General features: G+C 70.8%; 15 protein-coding genes. 9 read left to right on the plus strand and 6 right to left on the minus strand.

Annotation, left to right across the window (positions count from 1 at the left end; translation table 11 throughout):
* Window positions 1-17 precede the first annotated feature (17 nt).
* Genes AB0I59_RS28735 through AB0I59_RS28755 form a run of 5 tightly spaced genes read right to left on the minus strand, consistent with a single transcriptional unit; the run spans window position 18 to window position 4,458 of the window.
* The gene (locus AB0I59_RS28735; RefSeq protein ID WP_358137858.1) at window positions 18-278 is read right to left on the minus strand and encodes a hypothetical protein; all 261 of its coding nucleotides are present in this window, start codon (window positions 276-278) and stop codon (window positions 18-20) included.
* Window positions 275-1,015, minus strand: a complete 741-nt coding sequence (locus AB0I59_RS28740) for a DUF5947 family protein (protein ID WP_358137861.1) — start codon at window positions 1,013-1,015, stop codon at window positions 275-277. Before AB0I59_RS28740 ends, AB0I59_RS28735 begins: the two co-directional genes overlap by 4 nt.
* Before the next feature lie 11 nt (window positions 1,016-1,026).
* Complete coding sequence (locus AB0I59_RS28745; RefSeq protein ID WP_061257873.1) at window positions 1,027-1,581, minus strand: NifU family protein; 555 nt, start codon at window positions 1,579-1,581, stop codon at window positions 1,027-1,029.
* 10 nt (window positions 1,582-1,591) lie between these two features.
* On the minus strand, window positions 1,592-3,388 hold the full coding sequence (locus AB0I59_RS28750; protein ID WP_358137864.1) for a nickel-dependent hydrogenase large subunit: 1,797 nt from the start codon (window positions 3,386-3,388) through the stop codon (window positions 1,592-1,594).
* Between the two features lie 17 nt (window positions 3,389-3,405).
* Window positions 3,406-4,458 carry an NADH-quinone oxidoreductase subunit B family protein gene (locus AB0I59_RS28755; RefSeq protein ID WP_061257875.1) on the minus strand — a complete coding sequence of 351 codons (1,053 nt, stop codon included), beginning with the start codon at window positions 4,456-4,458 and terminating at the stop codon, window positions 3,406-3,408.
* A 302-nt stretch (window positions 4,459-4,760) separates the two neighbouring features.
* On the opposite strand from AB0I59_RS28755, the gene AB0I59_RS28760 reads away from it, so the two are divergent.
* The gene (locus AB0I59_RS28760) at window positions 4,761-6,035 is read left to right on the plus strand and encodes a phytase (protein WP_358137868.1); all 1,275 of its coding nucleotides are present in this window, start codon (window positions 4,761-4,763) and stop codon (window positions 6,033-6,035) included.
* A gap of 82 nt (window positions 6,036-6,117) precedes the next feature.
* Here AB0I59_RS28760 and AB0I59_RS28765 read toward each other — a convergent pair whose 3' ends face one another.
* The gene (locus AB0I59_RS28765) at window positions 6,118-7,284 is read right to left on the minus strand and encodes an ABC transporter substrate-binding protein (RefSeq protein ID WP_061257955.1); all 1,167 of its coding nucleotides are present in this window, start codon (window positions 7,282-7,284) and stop codon (window positions 6,118-6,120) included.
* A gap of 258 nt (window positions 7,285-7,542) precedes the next feature.
* Between AB0I59_RS28765 and AB0I59_RS28770 the strand changes: the two genes are divergently transcribed.
* The 8 genes from AB0I59_RS28770 (at window position 7,543) to AB0I59_RS28805 (ending at window position 15,562) form a co-directional block, all read left to right on the plus strand.
* On the plus strand, window positions 7,543-8,286 hold the full coding sequence (locus tag AB0I59_RS28770; protein ID WP_061257877.1) for a GntR family transcriptional regulator: 744 nt from the start codon (window positions 7,543-7,545) through the stop codon (window positions 8,284-8,286).
* Between the two features lie 110 nt (window positions 8,287-8,396).
* Window positions 8,397-9,368, plus strand: a complete 972-nt coding sequence (locus tag AB0I59_RS28775) for a Gfo/Idh/MocA family protein (RefSeq protein WP_358137871.1) — start codon at window positions 8,397-8,399, stop codon at window positions 9,366-9,368.
* Window positions 9,365-10,210 (plus strand): TIM barrel protein, encoded by an 846-nt coding sequence (locus AB0I59_RS28780; RefSeq protein WP_358137874.1) that lies wholly within the window; start codon window positions 9,365-9,367, stop codon window positions 10,208-10,210. Before AB0I59_RS28775 ends, AB0I59_RS28780 begins: the two co-directional genes overlap by 4 nt.
* The gene (gene iolC, locus AB0I59_RS28785; RefSeq protein WP_358137876.1) at window positions 10,207-11,169 is read left to right on the plus strand and encodes a 5-dehydro-2-deoxygluconokinase; all 963 of its coding nucleotides are present in this window, start codon (window positions 10,207-10,209) and stop codon (window positions 11,167-11,169) included. Before AB0I59_RS28780 ends, iolC begins: the two co-directional genes overlap by 4 nt.
* Window positions 11,162-12,058: a Cgl0159 family (beta/alpha)8-fold protein gene (locus tag AB0I59_RS28790; protein ID WP_358137878.1), complete on the plus strand. Its 897-nt coding sequence runs from the start codon at window positions 11,162-11,164 to the stop codon at window positions 12,056-12,058. Before iolC ends, AB0I59_RS28790 begins: the two co-directional genes overlap by 8 nt.
* A complete protein-coding gene (gene iolD / locus AB0I59_RS28795) occupies window positions 12,055-13,929 on the plus strand; it encodes a 3D-(3,5/4)-trihydroxycyclohexane-1,2-dione acylhydrolase (decyclizing) (protein WP_061257882.1) in 1,875 nt (624 codons plus the stop codon). The genes AB0I59_RS28790 and iolD overlap by 4 nt, the downstream gene beginning before the upstream one ends.
* Entirely contained in the window at window positions 13,929-14,909 is a 981-nt protein-coding gene (locus tag AB0I59_RS28800; RefSeq protein WP_358137881.1) for an inorganic phosphate transporter, read from the plus strand. Before iolD ends, AB0I59_RS28800 begins: the two co-directional genes overlap by 1 nt.
* A complete protein-coding gene (locus tag AB0I59_RS28805; RefSeq protein ID WP_358137884.1) occupies window positions 14,906-15,562 on the plus strand; it encodes a DUF47 domain-containing protein in 657 nt (218 codons plus the stop codon). The genes AB0I59_RS28800 and AB0I59_RS28805 overlap by 4 nt, the downstream gene beginning before the upstream one ends.
* Window positions 15,563-15,594 lie beyond the last annotated feature (32 nt).

Below are 15,594 nucleotides of genomic sequence, written 5' to 3' on the forward strand. Positions count from 1 at the left end.
GGATGATCGCCTCCGCCTCAGGCCGGTGAGAGGTTCGGCATACGCGGGTCGATGGCGTCGTGCGCGCGCGGATTGATGCCGGTGGACCTGGCGGCCGTCGAGCGCCCGTCCGGGAGGTGGCCCTTCTGGTGGGCGTAGTGCCCCTTCGTGTTGCCCTCCCTAACCCCCTTGAGGTGCGCGGTGGCGTCCGGCCGGATCATGGCGCGTCCCGTCCTGATCGGCTCGGCCGCCTTCCCCTTCCTGGTCTTCGTGCCGCCCTCCGCCTTGGTCTTCATCATCTCCGGGCTCCTTCCGGTCGGTTCCCGTCGTGCGTGCCGCCGCCGGCGGCGTCCACGGACCTGGACCGCCGGCGCAGGTCGGCGAAGAAGCCGCCGATCTCGCGCCAGACGTCCGGCCCGCCGGCCAGGCCCTTCCAGTGCGTGCGGATCAGGCCCACCAGCGCGTAGCAGTCGTCGATCGGCACGAGCCAGTGGTCGCGCGCGTCGCCCGTCCGGTTGACCAGCAGTGCCTCCACGTCGGGGGCCAGACCGCCGAGCACCGGGTTGGCCGCCTCCAGCCGCGCCCAGGTCGGCCGGGCCAGCGGGGACTCGACGGGGCCTCCCGGGCTGGGATAGAGGAGCACGGCCCGCCGCGCCGTCGAGTTATGGAAGAAGAAGGCCATCTGGACGGGGATGTTCAGGCCGTCCCAGGCCGCGTCGTCCAGGGCGAAGCCGCGGAGGTACCAACGCCGGTCGGGGACGGCGCGGTACCGCTGCCCGCTCTCCTCGGCCCGGTCGAACAGCGTCGCGCAGGGCCGGCAGGCGCAGCGGAGCTCGCGGCTGGACAGGTCGACCAGGTGCCGGTGACCGTCGGCGACAGGAACGGCGCACAGGTCGCACCGTTCCGAGGAGTCCCGGCCGGACTGATCCCGCCCGGACTGATCCCGCCCTGACCGGTCGGGCTCCGCCGGGGACGGGGCCGCCGGCGGCTGGACGAGGTACCTGCGCAGGGCGCCCATCGTGATACGTCGCTCCATGGTGCCCCGCCTCACGACGTCCGGGCGCCGGTACGGCCCCGCAGCAGGCTGTCGGCGGGGATCACGGCCGGCGGCGGTGCGGCCTCCTCGACCTCGACCCGCGCGACCTCCGGCGCGGCGTCGCGGATCGCCTCCTCCAGCGTGGCGCGCATGGCCGGAGCCGAGGAGCGGCATCCGCCGCGCCCGCGCAGGCGGACCCGCGCCACACCGCCCTCGACGCCCACCAGCTCGGCGGTGGCTCCGCCGAGCTGCGGGGCGGCCCGCTCCACCGCCTCCCGGACGCGGGTCTCCGCGTCCGACGGGTGCAGGCCGTGGAGCAGGAGCAGGTGCGCGACCAGTTCGTCGGCCGCCAGCGTGTCGACAAGCGTGGTACCGCTCACGGCCGCGGCCGCCGCCATGATCCGGGACAGGCCCTCGCCGTACAACTCCAGGAGCGGCTGGAGGAGCTCCGTGACCGTGGCCCTGGCGTCCGGGTCGGTCATCGACTCGACCCGTTCCAGCAGGGCCTCCACGCGGTGCGCGCGGTCGGCCGCCTCGTCGTCGTTCAGCGGGGTGTGCGGTGACATCGTCCCCACCTCAGCCCGAGACGCTCGTGCCGAGTGTGGGGGAGTGGACCTTTCTGATCACCTGTCCGTCGCCGAGGTACATGTGCACACCGCAGGGCAGGCACGGGTCGAAGCTGCGCACCGTGCGCATGATGTCGATGCCCTTGAAATTCTCCGGGCCGTTCTCCTCGAAGATGTGCATGCCCTGCACGGCGTCCTCGTACGGCCCCGGCGTCCCGTAGATGTCCCGGGGGCTGGCGTTCCACGGCGTCGGCGGATACGGGTGGTAGTTCGCGATCTTCCCGTCGCGGATCACCATGTGGTGCGACAGGACGCCGCGGACCGCCTCGTGGAAGCCGCAGCCGATCCCGTCCTCGGGGACGTCGAAGTCCGTGAAGACCTTCGTCCGCCCCGCCCTGACCTCGCCCAGCGCCTGCTCCACGAAGTGGACCGCCATCGCCGCCGCGTACGCGATGAAGTACACGCGGGCGCGGTCCCGTTCGATGGTGTTGGACCACTGCGGGATCTTCCACTCGAACTGCATCTCGGGCATCGCCGCGCTCTTGGGGAGGTTGATCTGCACGCTGTGGCCGGTCGCCTTCACCGTGCCCGTGTCGACGAGACCGGCGAGGGCGGTGGTCCAGAGCCGGGCGATGGGGCCGCCCCCGGTGTCCAGCGCGAGGTAGTCGCCGCTGCGGGAGTCGTACCAGCGGGGGCTCATGACCCAGCTGTAGTTGCCGTTCTCCAGGTCGCGCTTCTGCGGCCGGGGGAGCGTCGTCTGGTTCCACGGGTGGCGCTGGTCGACCGGGTTGCCGAGCGGGTCGTGGGTGACGAACGTCTCCTCGCCCTCCCAGTCGTCGTAGTACGAGCTGCCCAGCAGGATGCGGATGCCGAGGTTGATGTCCACCAGGTTCGTCGTCAGGAGCTGGCCGTCCAGGACGATGCCGGGGGTCACGAACATCGACCGGCCCCAGTCGTTCATGGTGCGGTAGTCGTAGTCCACCACGTCGGGGTCCTGGAAGGCGCCCCAGCAGCCGAGCATGACGCGGCGCCGCCCGACCTCCTCGTAACCCGGCATGGCCTCGTAGAAGAAGTCGAAGATGTCGTCGTTCATCGGGACGGCCTTCTTGATGAAGTCCAGCGCCCGCAGCAGCCGCACCAGGTAGTCGGTGAACACCTGGGGCGTCGCGACCGTCCCCACACCTCCGGGATAGAGGGTGGACGGGTGCACGTGCCGCCCCTCCATCAGGCAGAACATCTCGCGGGTGAGCCGGCTCATCTGCAGCGCCTCGCGGTACGCCGCCCCGGTGAACGGGTTGAAGGCGCGCATGATGTCGGCGATCGTGCGGTAGCCGTGGATGTGGCCGCGCGGCGCCTCGGTCGTCTCCGCCCTGCGGAGCAGACTGGGGTTCGTCTCCTTGACCATCTGCTCGCAGAAGTCGACGAACACCAGGTTGTCCTGGAAGATCGTGTGGTCGAACATGTACTCGGCGGCCTCGCCGAGGTTGACGATCATCTCCCCCAGCGGCGGGGTCTTGATGCCGTAGGCCATGTTCTGCGCGTAGACGGAACAGGTGGCGTGGTTGTCGCCGCAGATGCCGCAGATCCGGCTGGTGATGAAGTGCGAGTCGCGCGGGTCCTTGCCGCGCATGAACACGCTGTAGCCACGGAAGAGCGACGACGTGCTCTTGCACTCCACGACTTCCTTGTTGCTGAAGTCGATCTTCGTGTAGATGCCGAGGTTGCCGATGATCCTGGTGATCGGGTCCCAGGACATGTCGACCAGCGTCCGCTGGTCCTCCGGCGCCTTCTGCGATCGGATTGCCACCGTGTCGTTCCCCTCTACTACCGTTGCGGCCAGCGCGGGGCGTACCCGCTCGTGAGCTTCGGACGGTTGTGGCGCCAGCGGGGCTCCTCGTTGACCGTCGTGTTCGTGATCCCGCGCAGCCTGCGGATCATCCCGCCGTACGCGCTGGACATGGCCGAGGACACGGTCCCGCCGGGCGGCTCGTCCATGAAGGGCATGAACTTGTCCGGGAAGCCCGGCATGGTGCAGCCGATGCAGATGCCGCCGACGTTGGGGCAGCCGCCGATCCCGTCCATCCAGCCGCGCTTGGGGACGTTGCAGTTGACCACCGGGCCCCAGCAGCCGATCCGCACCTGGCACTTCGGCGAGTTGTAGTCCTTGGCGAAGTCGCCCTGCTCGTAGTAGCCGGCCCGGTCGCACCCCTCGTGCACCGTCTTGCCGAAGAGCCACGTCGGCCGGAGTTGCTCGTCGAGCGGGATCATGGGGGCCATCCCGGCGGCCTGGTAGAGCAGCCAGGTCAGGGTCTCCATGAAGTTGTCCGGCTGCACCGGGCAGCCGGGCACGTTGACGATGGGGAGCCCGCCGGCCGAGCGGAAGTCCTTGCCGAGATAGTCGGCGAGGCCCATGCATCCCGTCGGGTTCCCCGCCATGGCGTGGATGCCCCCGTACGTGGCGCAGGTGCCGGCCGCGACGACCGCCCACGCCCTCGGCGCGAGCCGGTCGATCCACTCGTTGACCGTGATGGGCTCACCCGTCACGGGGTCGTTGCCCATGGACGTCCAGTAGCCCTCGCCGTTGATCTTCTCGTTGGGGATCGATCCCTCGACGACGAAGATGAACGGGCCGAGCTCGTCCCGTGCGGCCCGGTGGAAGGCCGCCATGAACTCGTCGCCCACCTGCTGGGCCAGGACCTTGTTGTGCAGGTGGACCTTGGGCAGGCCGGGGACGAGGCCGAGCACGACGTCCTCGATGCTCGGCAGCGTCGCGGCGGTCACCGAGACCGTGTCCCCGTCGCAGCTCATCCCCTCCGAGGTCCACAGAATGTGCACCTCGTCCAGAGCGGCGGCGGTGGTAACCCCTGGTGCGCTCATGGCCTACCCCCCTCCTGGCCACAGCGGGCGTCACGCCGTGTGCATCAACGTCTATCAACCTCCGGCGGGCTTGGTAAGTGCGCCGTGCACCTAGTGCGTACGGTCTGACCTGCGGTTACTTGGCGGGAGATGGTGCTCTCGATGCCGGCTGAGGGGTTTGCCGCGACCCGCCCGCCTCCGGAGCGTAGCGGATCGGTGAAAGCCAGATGAATATGTCATGACATAAGGACGTGCTATTGCTTTGTCGTTAAATCGTAGTTACGTTCTTGGTGCAACATCATCCCCCCGAAAGAGGAGGCGCGATGCGTCCCCTGTCCACCATCTCCCTGGCGGCTGCCGCGCTGCTGCTGGTCGGCGTGCAGCCGGCGTCGGCCGCGGGCCAGGGCGTCAAGACCGTCTACCCCGAGCTGGAGACCCCGGCGCTGTTCGACGACGAGGCGGGCGGCAACTCCAACGCCGACGACCCGGCGATCTGGGTGCACCCGTCGAAGTCGTCGAAGAGCGTGGTGATCGGCACCGCGAAGGAGGGCGGCCTCTTCGTCTACAACCTGGACGGCGAGCAGCTCCAGCACTTCGCGGCCCCCGCCGCGCCGGGTCCCGACGACGAGCCCGGACGGTTCAACAACGTCGACGTCACCTATGGCTTCGGCGGGCGGGACCTCGCGGTCGTCTCCGACCGCGGCCGGGACCAGCTCAGGATCTACTCCATCTCGGGCGGGCAGCTCACCGACGTGACCGACCCGGCCGCGCCGTTCCTCTTCAACTCCACACAAGCCGAGGTGAACGAGGGCGGCACCGCGTACGGCCTGACCACGTACAAGAACTCCACCGGCACGTACGCGGTGGTCAGCCGGCGGCACAACACCGACGTCGGCCTGATCAAGCTGCTTCCGAAGCCGAACGGCAAGGTGGGCTATGAGGTCGTCAGGACGCTGGCCCTGCCCGCCACGTTCGCCCTGCCGAACGGCCAGACCTGGATCCCGTGCGACGAGCCGGGCCGGACACCCCAGGTCGAGGGCATGGTCGTGGACGACCAGACCGACACCCTCTACGCCGGCCAGGAGGACGTCGGCATCTGGAAGGTCTCGGCCGACCTGACCGGGACGCCGGTGCTCGTGGACAAGGTCAAGGAGTTCGGCGTGCCGGGGACGTACGACCCGGCCACCGAGGAGTGCACGCCCGGCACGGACCCCGGCTTCGGCGGCCAGCGCCTGACGGCCGACGTCGAGGGCCTCACGATCTACTACCGCGACAACGGCAAGGGCTACCTGCTGGCCTCCAGCCAGGGCGACAACACCTTCGCCGTCTACAAGAAGGAGGGCTCCAACGCCTACCTCGGCCAGTTCCGGATCAGCCCGCACAACGGGGTGGACGGTGTCGAGGTGAGCGACGGCTCGACCGTGCTCAACGTCCCGCTGGGCGACTTCGACGAGGGACTCTTCATCGCGCACGACGGCGTCAACACGCCCGCTGAGGGTGACCGCGAGATCACGAACTTCAAGTTCGTCGGCTGGGGCGACATCGCGGACGAGCTCGACCTTGACGTGGACACCGACGGCTACGACCCCCGTGACTGACGGCACAACCGATAGCGGGTAGGGCCGAAACGAGGAAGACCCCCGGCGAATCGCCTCGCCGGGGGTCTTTCCTTTCACGGGATCAGCCGTGGTTGACGCGCCAGAAGTCGGAGATGGTCTGGCGGCTGCGCAGGTCGTCGACCAGCCTCGCGGGGTCGGTGTGGAAGAGCTGGTTCTGCCAGTCGTCCAGGCCCGTCGGGATGACGAGCGGCTTGACCGAGGCGTTGCCGGAGACGCCGCCCTCGCCGATCTCGTGCTTGACGCCCTCCTCGGTCATGATGAAGTGGACGAACAGCTTGGCCGCGTTCGGGTGCTTGGTCTTCGTGGCGATCGCGGCGAACTTGGGATAGCTGTTGCCGACGAACGGCGCCATCCCGGCGCAGGTCGCCTGGTTGTATCCCTTGTCGTCGTTGTTGCGGAACTTCGCGATCGACATGAAGCCGATCTTCTTGTCCGTGGTGTTGGGCGCGCCCACCGAACCCGAGATGTCCTCGTCGGAGCCGGTCAGCACCGGCTTGTTGACCGAGAGCCGCTTGACCCACTCGTAGGCCGCGGACTTCTCCTTGGTCTCCAGGGGCTTGCCGTACTTGGTCTGGTAGGCCTGCTCCAGCGCCTGGTTGCCGTGCGCGTCGAGCTGGGTGAAGAACGACAGCACGGTGGGCTTGCCCAGCGGGTCCTGCATGACGAGCTTGCCGGCCCACTCCGGCTCGGTGAGGTCCCAGATGTTCTTCACCGGGCAGCCGTCGGGCGAGAGCTTCGTGTTGTAGGCGAAGACGTTGGCCTTCGACAGCGCCAGGAGCGGGTTCTGGTTCTCGGCCGGGATCTGGTCCTTGAGGTCGGCCGGCACCCAGGTCTGGACCACACCCTGCGGGATGAGCTGGCCCATCAGCACGCCGCCGTCCTCGAACATCGTCGCGTCGATCGTGATGTTGTCCGCCGCGTGCTCCCTGATCATCTTCTCCGCGGTCTGCGGGCTGTCGGACTTCACGCCCTCCATGGGGATGCCGTACTTCGCGGTGAAGGCCTTGGCGACCTCCTCGATGTCGCCGCTGGAGTCGTACACCATGAGGCCGCCCTCCTTCTTGGCCGCCTCGACCAGCGCGTTCAGGTCGAAGTTCGCGTCGACGGAGGCGCTGGGCAGCGGCGCCGCGTCCGTCGAGCCGGGGGAGTCGGTGCCGGTGGACGGCGCGCACGCGGCGACGGCCAGTGCCAGCAGCGCCACAGGGATGATCTTCCGGGTACGCCTCACGATGGCGTCACTCCTCTTGCCTCTCAGGGGGTCGTGCGCGACGCCCAGAGCCCCCAGGTCGTGCCGATCACGTCCTGCCGCGCGCGGCGGCATTCGTCGGACACTCCCTCGCGGGCGCCACGGTGGGCTCAACGATGAACGTCATGTGAACAATTTGTCAAGACATTCTTACGTATTCAGGGCGGTTGACTTCGGCGCGTTACATAGAGCATAGAGAGGTGTTGGTCAGGACATTCTGATGTCCTGTACCGTCAGGTTGTGACTGTGACGAAGCTGGACATCGACCTGGATCGGTCGAGCCCCGTGCCCCTCTACTTCCAGGTGGCCGAGCAGATCGCGCGGGCGATCCAGGCCGGAGAGCTGGCCCCCGGATCCCGGCTCGACAACGAGGTCCTGCTGGCCGACCGGCTGGGGCTCTCCCGGCCGACCATCCGCCAGGCCATCCAGTACCTCGTCGACAAGGGCCTGGTGGTGCGCAAACGCGGGGTCGGCACCCAGGTCGTCCACGGCCAGGTCAAGCGAGCGGTCGAGCTCACCAGCCTGTACGACGACCTGCGCAGGGTGGGCCAGGAGCCGGCCACGCGTGTCCTGGCCATCGAGACGGTGCCCGCGGACGAGTCGACGGCGGGGGCGCTCGGCGTCGCCACGGGAACCGAGGTGGTCCGGCTGGAGCGGCTCAGGTACGCCGAGGGGAAGCCGCTCGCCCTGATGCACAACTGGCTGCCGCCGGGGCCGGCGTCGCTGACCGCCGAGGCGCTGGAGGCGCGCGGGTTGTACGAGTTGCTGCGCGCGGCCGGGGTGCGGATGCGGGTGGCCGCCCAGCGGATCGGCGCCCGCACGGCCACCCCGGCCGAGGTCCGGCTGCTGGAGGAGCGCCGCGCCTGCCCGCTGCTCACGATGGTGCGCACGACGTACGACGACCAGGGGAGGGCGGTCGAGCACGGCTCGCACGTCTACCGCGCGTCCCACTACTCCTTGGAGGTCACGCTCGTCGAGCGCTGAACCATCCGTTTCGGCTGGTGATGATGATAGTTCGTCAGAATGTCAGGACAAACCCTTGACGATGTGACCACCGGTCATCTAGAACTGGAGGCCCCGGACAAGGAGTCGATATGCGTGTGGGTCTGCTGGGTTTTGGTCGCATAGGAGCATTTCATGCCACCTCCCTCGCCGCCCTCGTGGAGGAACTGGTCGTCTTCGACGCTGACACGAGCAGGGCCGAGGAGGTGGCGGGGCGGCTCGGAGCCCGCGTGGGAGACCCCTTCGACGCCGACGCGGTGGTGATCGCGACCCCCACCTCCACGCACGCGGAGGCGCTGCTCCGGGCCTGCGAGCTGGGCGTGCCGGCGTTCTGCGAGAAGCCCGCGGCGCCCACTGTGGAGGAGACCGTGCGGGTGGCCGAGGCAGTCGAGCGCACCGGCACCCTCGTGCACATCGGGTTCCAGCGGCGCTTCGACGCCGGGTATGCCGCCGCGCGCGCCGCGCTGGCCTCCGGCGAGCTGGGCGAGCTGCACCGGGTCCACCTGCTGACCGCCGACCCCCGGCCGCCCGCCCCCGGCTACATCCCGCTGTCCGGCGGGGTCTTCCGTGACTGCCACATCCACGACTTCGACATCCTGCGCTGGGTCACCGGCAGGGAGGTGGACGTCGTCTACGCCACCGGATCCAACCGAGGCGAGGCGTTCTTCGCCGAGGCGGGGGACGTCGACAACAGCGCCGCGCTGCTGACCCTCGACGACGGCACGCTCGTCACGATGCAGGGCTCCCGCTACAACGGCGCGGGATATGACGTGCGGATGGAGCTGGCCGGCACCTTGGGGACGCGCGCGGTCGGGCTCGGCGAGCGTACCCCGGTGAGCTCCGTCGAGGGCCTCGCGCCGCAGGGCGAGCCGTGGCCGGACTTCCAGGCCAGGTTCGAGGCCGCGTACGTCGCCGAGATGGGCGCGTTCCTCGCGGCCGCGCGGGGCGAGCGCGAGAGCCCCTGCACCGTCCGTGACGCGCTGGCCGCCCTCTACATCGCCGAGGCGGCAGACCTTTCCCGTCGTACGGACCGGCCGGTCCGTCTCCTGGAGGTGACCAAGTGAGGATCGCCGCTGCCCCGATCTCGTGGGGTGTGTGCGAGGTGCCCGGATGGGGGCACCAGATGGCGGCGGAGCGGGTGCTCGCCGAGATGGCGGAGCTCGGCCTGACGGCCACCGAACTCGGCCCGGACGGCTTCCTTCCCCCTGATCCCGCGGACCGGGCGTCCCTGCTCGGCCGGTACGGCATGCGCGCCGTGGGCGGCTTCGTGCCCGTGGTGCTGCACGATCCGGGCCACGACCCGATGCCGGGCCTGCGCGCCACGCTGGCCTCGTTCGACGCCGACATGGTGGTCGTCCTGGCCGCCGCCACCGGCGTGGACGGGTACGACACCCGCCCGGAGCTCGGCACCGAGGGCTGGCGCACGCTGCTCGCCAACCTGGAGCGGATCCGGCGCGAGACGTCCCACCTGGTCACCCTGCACCCGCACGTCGGGACCATGGTCGAGAGCCGGGACGAGGTGAACCGGGTGCTCGACGGGTGCGACATCGCGCTCTGCCTGGACACCGGGCACCTCCTCATCGGCGGCACCGACCCCGTGGACATCGTCCGCGGCCGTCCCGGCCGCGTCGCGCACGTCCACCTCAAGGACGTGGACGCCGAGCTCGCCGCACGGGTCCGGGAGGGCGCGCTCACCTACACCGAGGCCGTCAAGGCGGGGATCTACCGCCCGCTCGGCAAGGGAGACGTGGACGTCGCCCGGATCGTCGGCGGCCTCGACCGGGCCGGATACCGCGGCTGGTATGTCATGGAGCAGGACCTCATCCTCGACGCCGAGCCCTCCGCGGGCGACGGCCCGATCGAGGACGTCCGGGCCGGCGTCGCGTTTCTCAGGAGCGCCGCGTGACGGACGTGCTCACCATCGGCCGGGTCGGCGTCGACGTCTACCCCCTCCAGACCGGGGTGTCGCTCCGGGAGGTTTCGACCTTCGGCAAATACCTCGGCGGCAGCCCGGTCAACGTGGCCGTGGCCGCCGCCAGGCTCGGCCGGTCCAGCGCCGTGATCACCCGGACCGGGGCCGACCCGTTCGGGCTGTTCGTCCACGACGCCCTGCGCGAGTACGGAGTGGACGACCGGTACGTCCTCGCGGTGCCGGGCCTGCCCACGCCAGTGACCTTCTGCGAGATCAGGCCGCCGGAGGACTTCCCGCTCTACTTCTACCGCTTCCCAAAGGCCCCCGACCTGGAGATTCTCCCCTCCGAGCTGGACCTGCGGGCCATCGCGCGGGTCCCGCTGTTCTGGGCGACCGTGACCGGCCTGTCCCAGGAGCCGTCCCGGGCCGCGCACTTCGCGGCCTGGCGGTCGCGGGGGCGCAGGCCGCACACGGTGCTCGACCTCGACTACCGCCCGATGTTCTGGACGAGCATGGAGACGGCCGGAGAGCAGGTGCGGCGCGCTCTCGCGCACGTCACCGTGGCGGTCGGCAACGTCGACGAGGCCGAGGTGGCCACCGGCACCCGTGAGCCGTACGCCGCGGCCGAGGCGCTGCTGGAGGCGGGCGTGGAACTGGCGATCGTCAAACGTGGTTCGGCCGGAGTGCTGGGCATGACCAGGAAAGAGACCGTGGAAGTGCCCCCGGTCCCGGTGGACGTCGTCAACGGGCTCGGTGCCGGAGACGCCTTCGGCGGCGCCCTCTGCCACGGCCTGCTCTCGGGCTGGCCGCTGGAGCGCACCCTGCGCTTCGCCAACGCGGCGGGCGCGATCGTCGCCGGACGGCTGGCGTGCGCGCCCGCGATGCCCACGGCCGAGGAAGTCGAGGCCGTCCTTGCGGGTGGCTCATTGAGGGGGGACGTGTCAGATGCGTGAGGAGGACTACCGCCGGCTGCTCGACGACCGCGCGTGGTACCCCGGCCGGGTGGCCGACACGGCCGCGCTGCGCAGGCGCCGGCCGCTGATGGTCGACCGGGACCAGCTGCTGATCATCGCGGCGGACCATCCGGCGAGGGGCGCCCTCGGCGTGGGCGGCCGTCCGATGGCGATGGAGAACCGCGTCGACCTGCTCGACCGGCTGCTGACCGCCCTGGCCAGGCCCGGCGTCGACGGCCTGCTCGCCACACCCGACATCGTCGAGGACCTGCTGCTGCTCGGCGCGCTGGACGACAAGATCGTGATCGGCTCGATGAACCGGGGCGGCGTCCAGAACGCGGTGTTCGAGTTCGACGACCGCTTCACCGCCTACGACGCCCAGTCCATCGCGGCGATGCGTCTGGACGGCGGCAAGATGCTGTGCCGGATCGCCCCGGAGGACACCGCGACCGCCGCCACCCTGGAGAGCTGCGGCCAGGCCATCACCCAGCTCGCCGGGCACGGCCTGATGGCGATGATCGAGCCGTTCTGGTCCGGCCGGGTCGACGGCGTCGTCACCCACGACCTGTCCCCGGAGGCGGTGGTCCGTGCGATCAGCGTCTGCCAGGGGCTCGGCGCGACCTCGGCCAGGACCTGGCTGAAGATTCCCGTGATCGACGACATGGAGCGGGTCATGCGGGCCACGACGCTGCCGACGCTGCTGCTCGGAGGCGACCCCGCCCAGGATCCCGACCGGGTCTTCGCGTCCTGGAGCAAGGCGCTGCGGCTGCCCGGCGTGCGCGGCCTGGTCGTCGGCAGGGCACTGCTCTACCCGCCCGACGACGACGTGGCCACGGCGGTGGACACCGCGGCGGGCCTGCTGGAGATATCGGGAGGTACCCCATCATGAGACTCACCACGGCCCAGGCGCTGGTCCTCTTCCTGTCCCGGCAGTGGAGCGAACGGGACGGCGTGGAGCGGCGGCTGATCGAGGGCTGCTTCGGCATCTTCGGCCACGGCAACGTCGCGGGCGTCGGCCAGGCGCTGGCCGAGCAGGGCGGGGGCACCCGGTCGGCCCTGCCGTACTATCTGGCGCGCAACGAGCAGGCCATGGTCCACACCGCCGTCGGGTACGCGCGGGCGGCGAACCGGCTGTCCACGTTCGCCTGCACCACCTCGATCGGCCCCGGTGCGACCAACATGGTCACCGGGGCGGCGCTGGCCACGATCAACCGGATCCCGGTGCTGCTGCTCCCCGGCGACGTCTTCGCCACCAGGGTCGCCAGCCCGGTGCTCCAGGAGCTGGAGGACCCGCGCTCCTACGACGTGACGGTCAACGACACGCTGCGGCCGGTCTCCCGCTTCTTCGACCGGATCAACCGGCCCGAGCAGCTCCCGTCGGCGCTGCTCGCCGCGATGCGGGTGCTGACCGACCCGGCCGAGACCGGCGCGGTCACCCTCGCGCTGCCGCAGGACGTGCAGGCCGAGGCGTACGACTGGCCGGACGAGCTGTTCCGTGAGCGCGTGTGGCACGTTCCGCGTCCGGTGCCGGAGCCCGCCGCGCTGGCCCGTGCCGTACGCGCCCTGGAGTCCTCGCAGCGGCCGCTGATCGTGGCCGGCGGCGGGGTCAAGTACAGCGAGGCGTGGGAGGAACTGCGGCACTTCGCCGAGAGGCACGGCATCCCGGTCGGCGAGACGCAGGCGGGCAAGGGCGCGCTCCCGCACGACCATCCGCTCGCGGTCGGCGCCATCGGCCACACCGGTACGGAGGCGGCCGACACGCTGGCCCGCGAGGCCGACCTGGTGATCGGCGTCGGCACCCGCTACAGCGACTTCACCACCGCCTCGCGGACGCTGTTCGGCGCCGCGCGGTTCCTCAACCTCAACGTCACCGCGTTCGACGCGGCCAAGCACGCGGGCGAGATGCTGGTCGCCGACGCCAGGGAGGCGCTCCTCGCCCTCGACGCGGCGGTCGGCAGGACCGTGGGCGCGGCGGGCTGGCGGGCCGATCCCGAGTGGACCGCGCGGGCGGCGAACCTGGCCGACGGATGGCGGGCGGAGATCGCCGGAGCCGTCTCCGGCGACGCGCTCACCCAGCCGGTGCTCCTCGGCATCGTCAACGACGTGGTGAACGACCTGCCCGACGGCGGCGTGGTGGTCAACGCCGCCGGATCGATGCCCGGGGACCTGCACAGGCTGTGGCGGGCGTCCGACCCTGAGCAGTATCACGTCGAGTACGGCTACTCCTGCATGGGCTACGAGATCGCCGGAGGGCTGGGCGTGAAGCTGGCCCGTCCGGAGCGCGAGGTGGTCGTGCTGGTGGGCGACGGGTCGTACCTCATGATGGCCCAGGAGATCGCCACCGCCGTGCAGGAGGGCGTCAAGCTCGTCGTCGTCCTGGTCGACAACCACGGGTTCGCCTCCATCGGCAACCTGTCGGAGTCGGTGGGCGCGCGGCGGCTCGGCACGGCGTACCGCCTGCGCGGCGAGTCGGGCGACCTGGACGGCGACCGGCTCCCCGTGGACCTGGCCGTCAACGCGGCCAGCCTCGGCGCGGACGTGCTGACGGCCAGGGACCCGGAGGGCCTGCGGGCCGCGCTCGCCAAGGCGGTCGCGGCCACGACCACCACGGTCGTCTACGTCGAGCCCGTCCCGGGAGAGGGGCCGGGCGCGCAGGCCTGGTGGGACGTCCCGGTCGCCGAGGTGTCGAACCTGCCCGAGGTGCGGGCGGCACGGGAACGCTACGACGAGCACAAGCGCGACCAGCGGCTCTACCTCTGATGGGGTGGACGCTCGCGTTCGCCGCCGTGGCGATCCTGTTCGTGCTGATCAGCGGGGCCAACGACGGCGCCACGCTCATCGGGCTCGGGCTCAGGTTCCCCCGCTCCCCGGGCTGGCTGATCGCGGCGCTCCCGCTGCTGGTGATCTTCGCGGCGCCGTACGCGCTGGGCGTGGAGGTGGCGCGGACGTTCACCGAGCGGCTGGCGAACCTCGGCACCGGCACGGGCGCCGCGGTGTTCCTCGCGGGAGTGGTGACCGGCGTGGTCGTGGTCGCCGTCCTCACCGGCAAGGGGCTGCCGACCAGCCTGACCCTGGCGGTGATCGGGGGGATCGCCGGCGCCGGGCTGGGCGCCGGGCTCCCGGTGTCGTGGTCGGGCCTGGTGTCCGTCCTGTTGATCGGCGCCGCCGCGCCCCTGGTCGGCCTGCTGCTGGGGCTCCTGCTGGGAGCGTCGTCGCGCCGCGTGCCGTCCTTCCGGGGGATGCCCCGGGTCGTCCTCGGCGCGCACGTTCTGGCCTACACCGCGCAGTGCGTGGCGTACGCGGTGAACGACGGCCAGAAGATGATCGCGGTCGTGAGCGTGGCGGTCGGCGTGGCCCGCGCGGGAGTGGGCGGTGTCGGGCCGGTCGAGGTCCCGCCCGTCTGGATGGCCCTGCTCGCGGGGTTGTTCCTCGTCGGGGCGCTGACCAGCCTCACCCGGGTCGGCGAACGGCTCGGCCGGGGCCTGGTCATCACCCGCCCGCTGCACATCGTGTCGGCCGAGACGGCGGCCACCGGCGCCGTGCTCGGGAGCGCGGCGCTCGGAAGTCCGGTGAGCATGACCCAGTCCATCACCGCCGGAGTGGTGGGCGTGGCGGCGAGCGAGGGAGTGCGGAGGGTGCGATGGCAGGGCGTCGTGAACATGGGTACGGCATGGTTGGTCACGCTGCCGTCGTCGATGGCGCTGGCCTGCCTCGCCGGCCTCGCGCTGAGACTGGTGTGAGCGCCGACCGCCGCCTCAGGCGGTTCGTACGGGCATGGGACGACCTGCGGGGCCGGTCAGGACGGCGGATCGTGGACCTGGTCCTCGGCCAGATCGCGGTCGCCAGGGCGGGAGCCGTACTGGCCCGCTCGGTGGCGGAGGGCACGATCGAGCGGTCGGCGGCGCGCGTCCAGATGGCCGAGGTGGAGCACGAGGGAGACGCGGAACGCGCCGAGCTCGTCCGCGTCCTGCGCCGGGTGCTCGCCACCCCCATCGACAGGGAGGACCTGTTCCGGCTCTCCCGGTCGATCGACGACGTGCTCGACCACCTGCGCGACTACGTGCGCGAGACGGACCTGTTCGGGCCGAAGGACCTCGGATTCGCGGTCGAGCCGCTGCAGGCGGTGATCGACGGCCTGGACGAGCTGGAGGCCGCCGTCGACAAGATCATCGATGATCCGGGCTCGGTGACCCGGGCCGTGCTCGCCACGCGCAAGGCGTGCAGCAGGGTCCGCCAGCTCTACCAGACCCGGTTGGCCGAGCTGTTCGCCGGCCCGCTGGAGATGGACACCCTGCGCAGGCGCGAACTGCTGTCCCGGCTGGACGCGGTGGGCCGCCGGCTCGGCGAGGCGGCCGACGCCCTCGCCGACGCCATGCTCAAGCGAAGCCACTGAGAAGTGGAACCATCCCCCCGAAGGAAATCCCC

The organism is Microtetraspora glauca (assembly GCF_040656155.1).
Lineage (GTDB): Bacteria > Actinomycetota > Actinomycetes > Streptosporangiales > Streptosporangiaceae > Microtetraspora > Microtetraspora glauca.

What these genes read in the sequence shown, in the direction of transcription:
- AB0I59_RS28735 (WP_358137858.1), bottom strand. Translation starts at nt 278, where the DNA reads ATGATGAAGACCAAGGCGGAGGGCGGCACGAAGACCAGGAAGGGGAAG.
- AB0I59_RS28740 (WP_358137861.1), bottom strand. Translation starts at nt 1,015, where the DNA reads ATGGAGCGACGTATCACGATGGGCGCCCTGCGCAGGTACCTCGTCCAG.
- AB0I59_RS28745 (WP_061257873.1), bottom strand. Translation starts at nt 1,581, where the DNA reads ATGTCACCGCACACCCCGCTGAACGACGACGAGGCGGCCGACCGCGCG.
- AB0I59_RS28755 (WP_061257875.1), bottom strand. Translation starts at nt 4,458, where the DNA reads ATGAGCGCACCAGGGGTTACCACCGCCGCCGCTCTGGACGAGGTGCAC.
- AB0I59_RS28760 (WP_358137868.1), top strand. Translation starts at nt 4,761, where the DNA reads ATGCGTCCCCTGTCCACCATCTCCCTGGCGGCTGCCGCGCTGCTGCTG.
- AB0I59_RS28775 (WP_358137871.1), top strand. Translation starts at nt 8,397, where the DNA reads ATGCGTGTGGGTCTGCTGGGTTTTGGTCGCATAGGAGCATTTCATGCC.
- AB0I59_RS28790 (WP_358137878.1), top strand. Translation starts at nt 11,162, where the DNA reads ATGCGTGAGGAGGACTACCGCCGGCTGCTCGACGACCGCGCGTGGTAC.
- iolD (WP_061257882.1), top strand. Translation starts at nt 12,055, where the DNA reads ATGAGACTCACCACGGCCCAGGCGCTGGTCCTCTTCCTGTCCCGGCAG.
- AB0I59_RS28800 (WP_358137881.1), top strand. Translation starts at nt 13,929, where the DNA reads ATGGGGTGGACGCTCGCGTTCGCCGCCGTGGCGATCCTGTTCGTGCTG.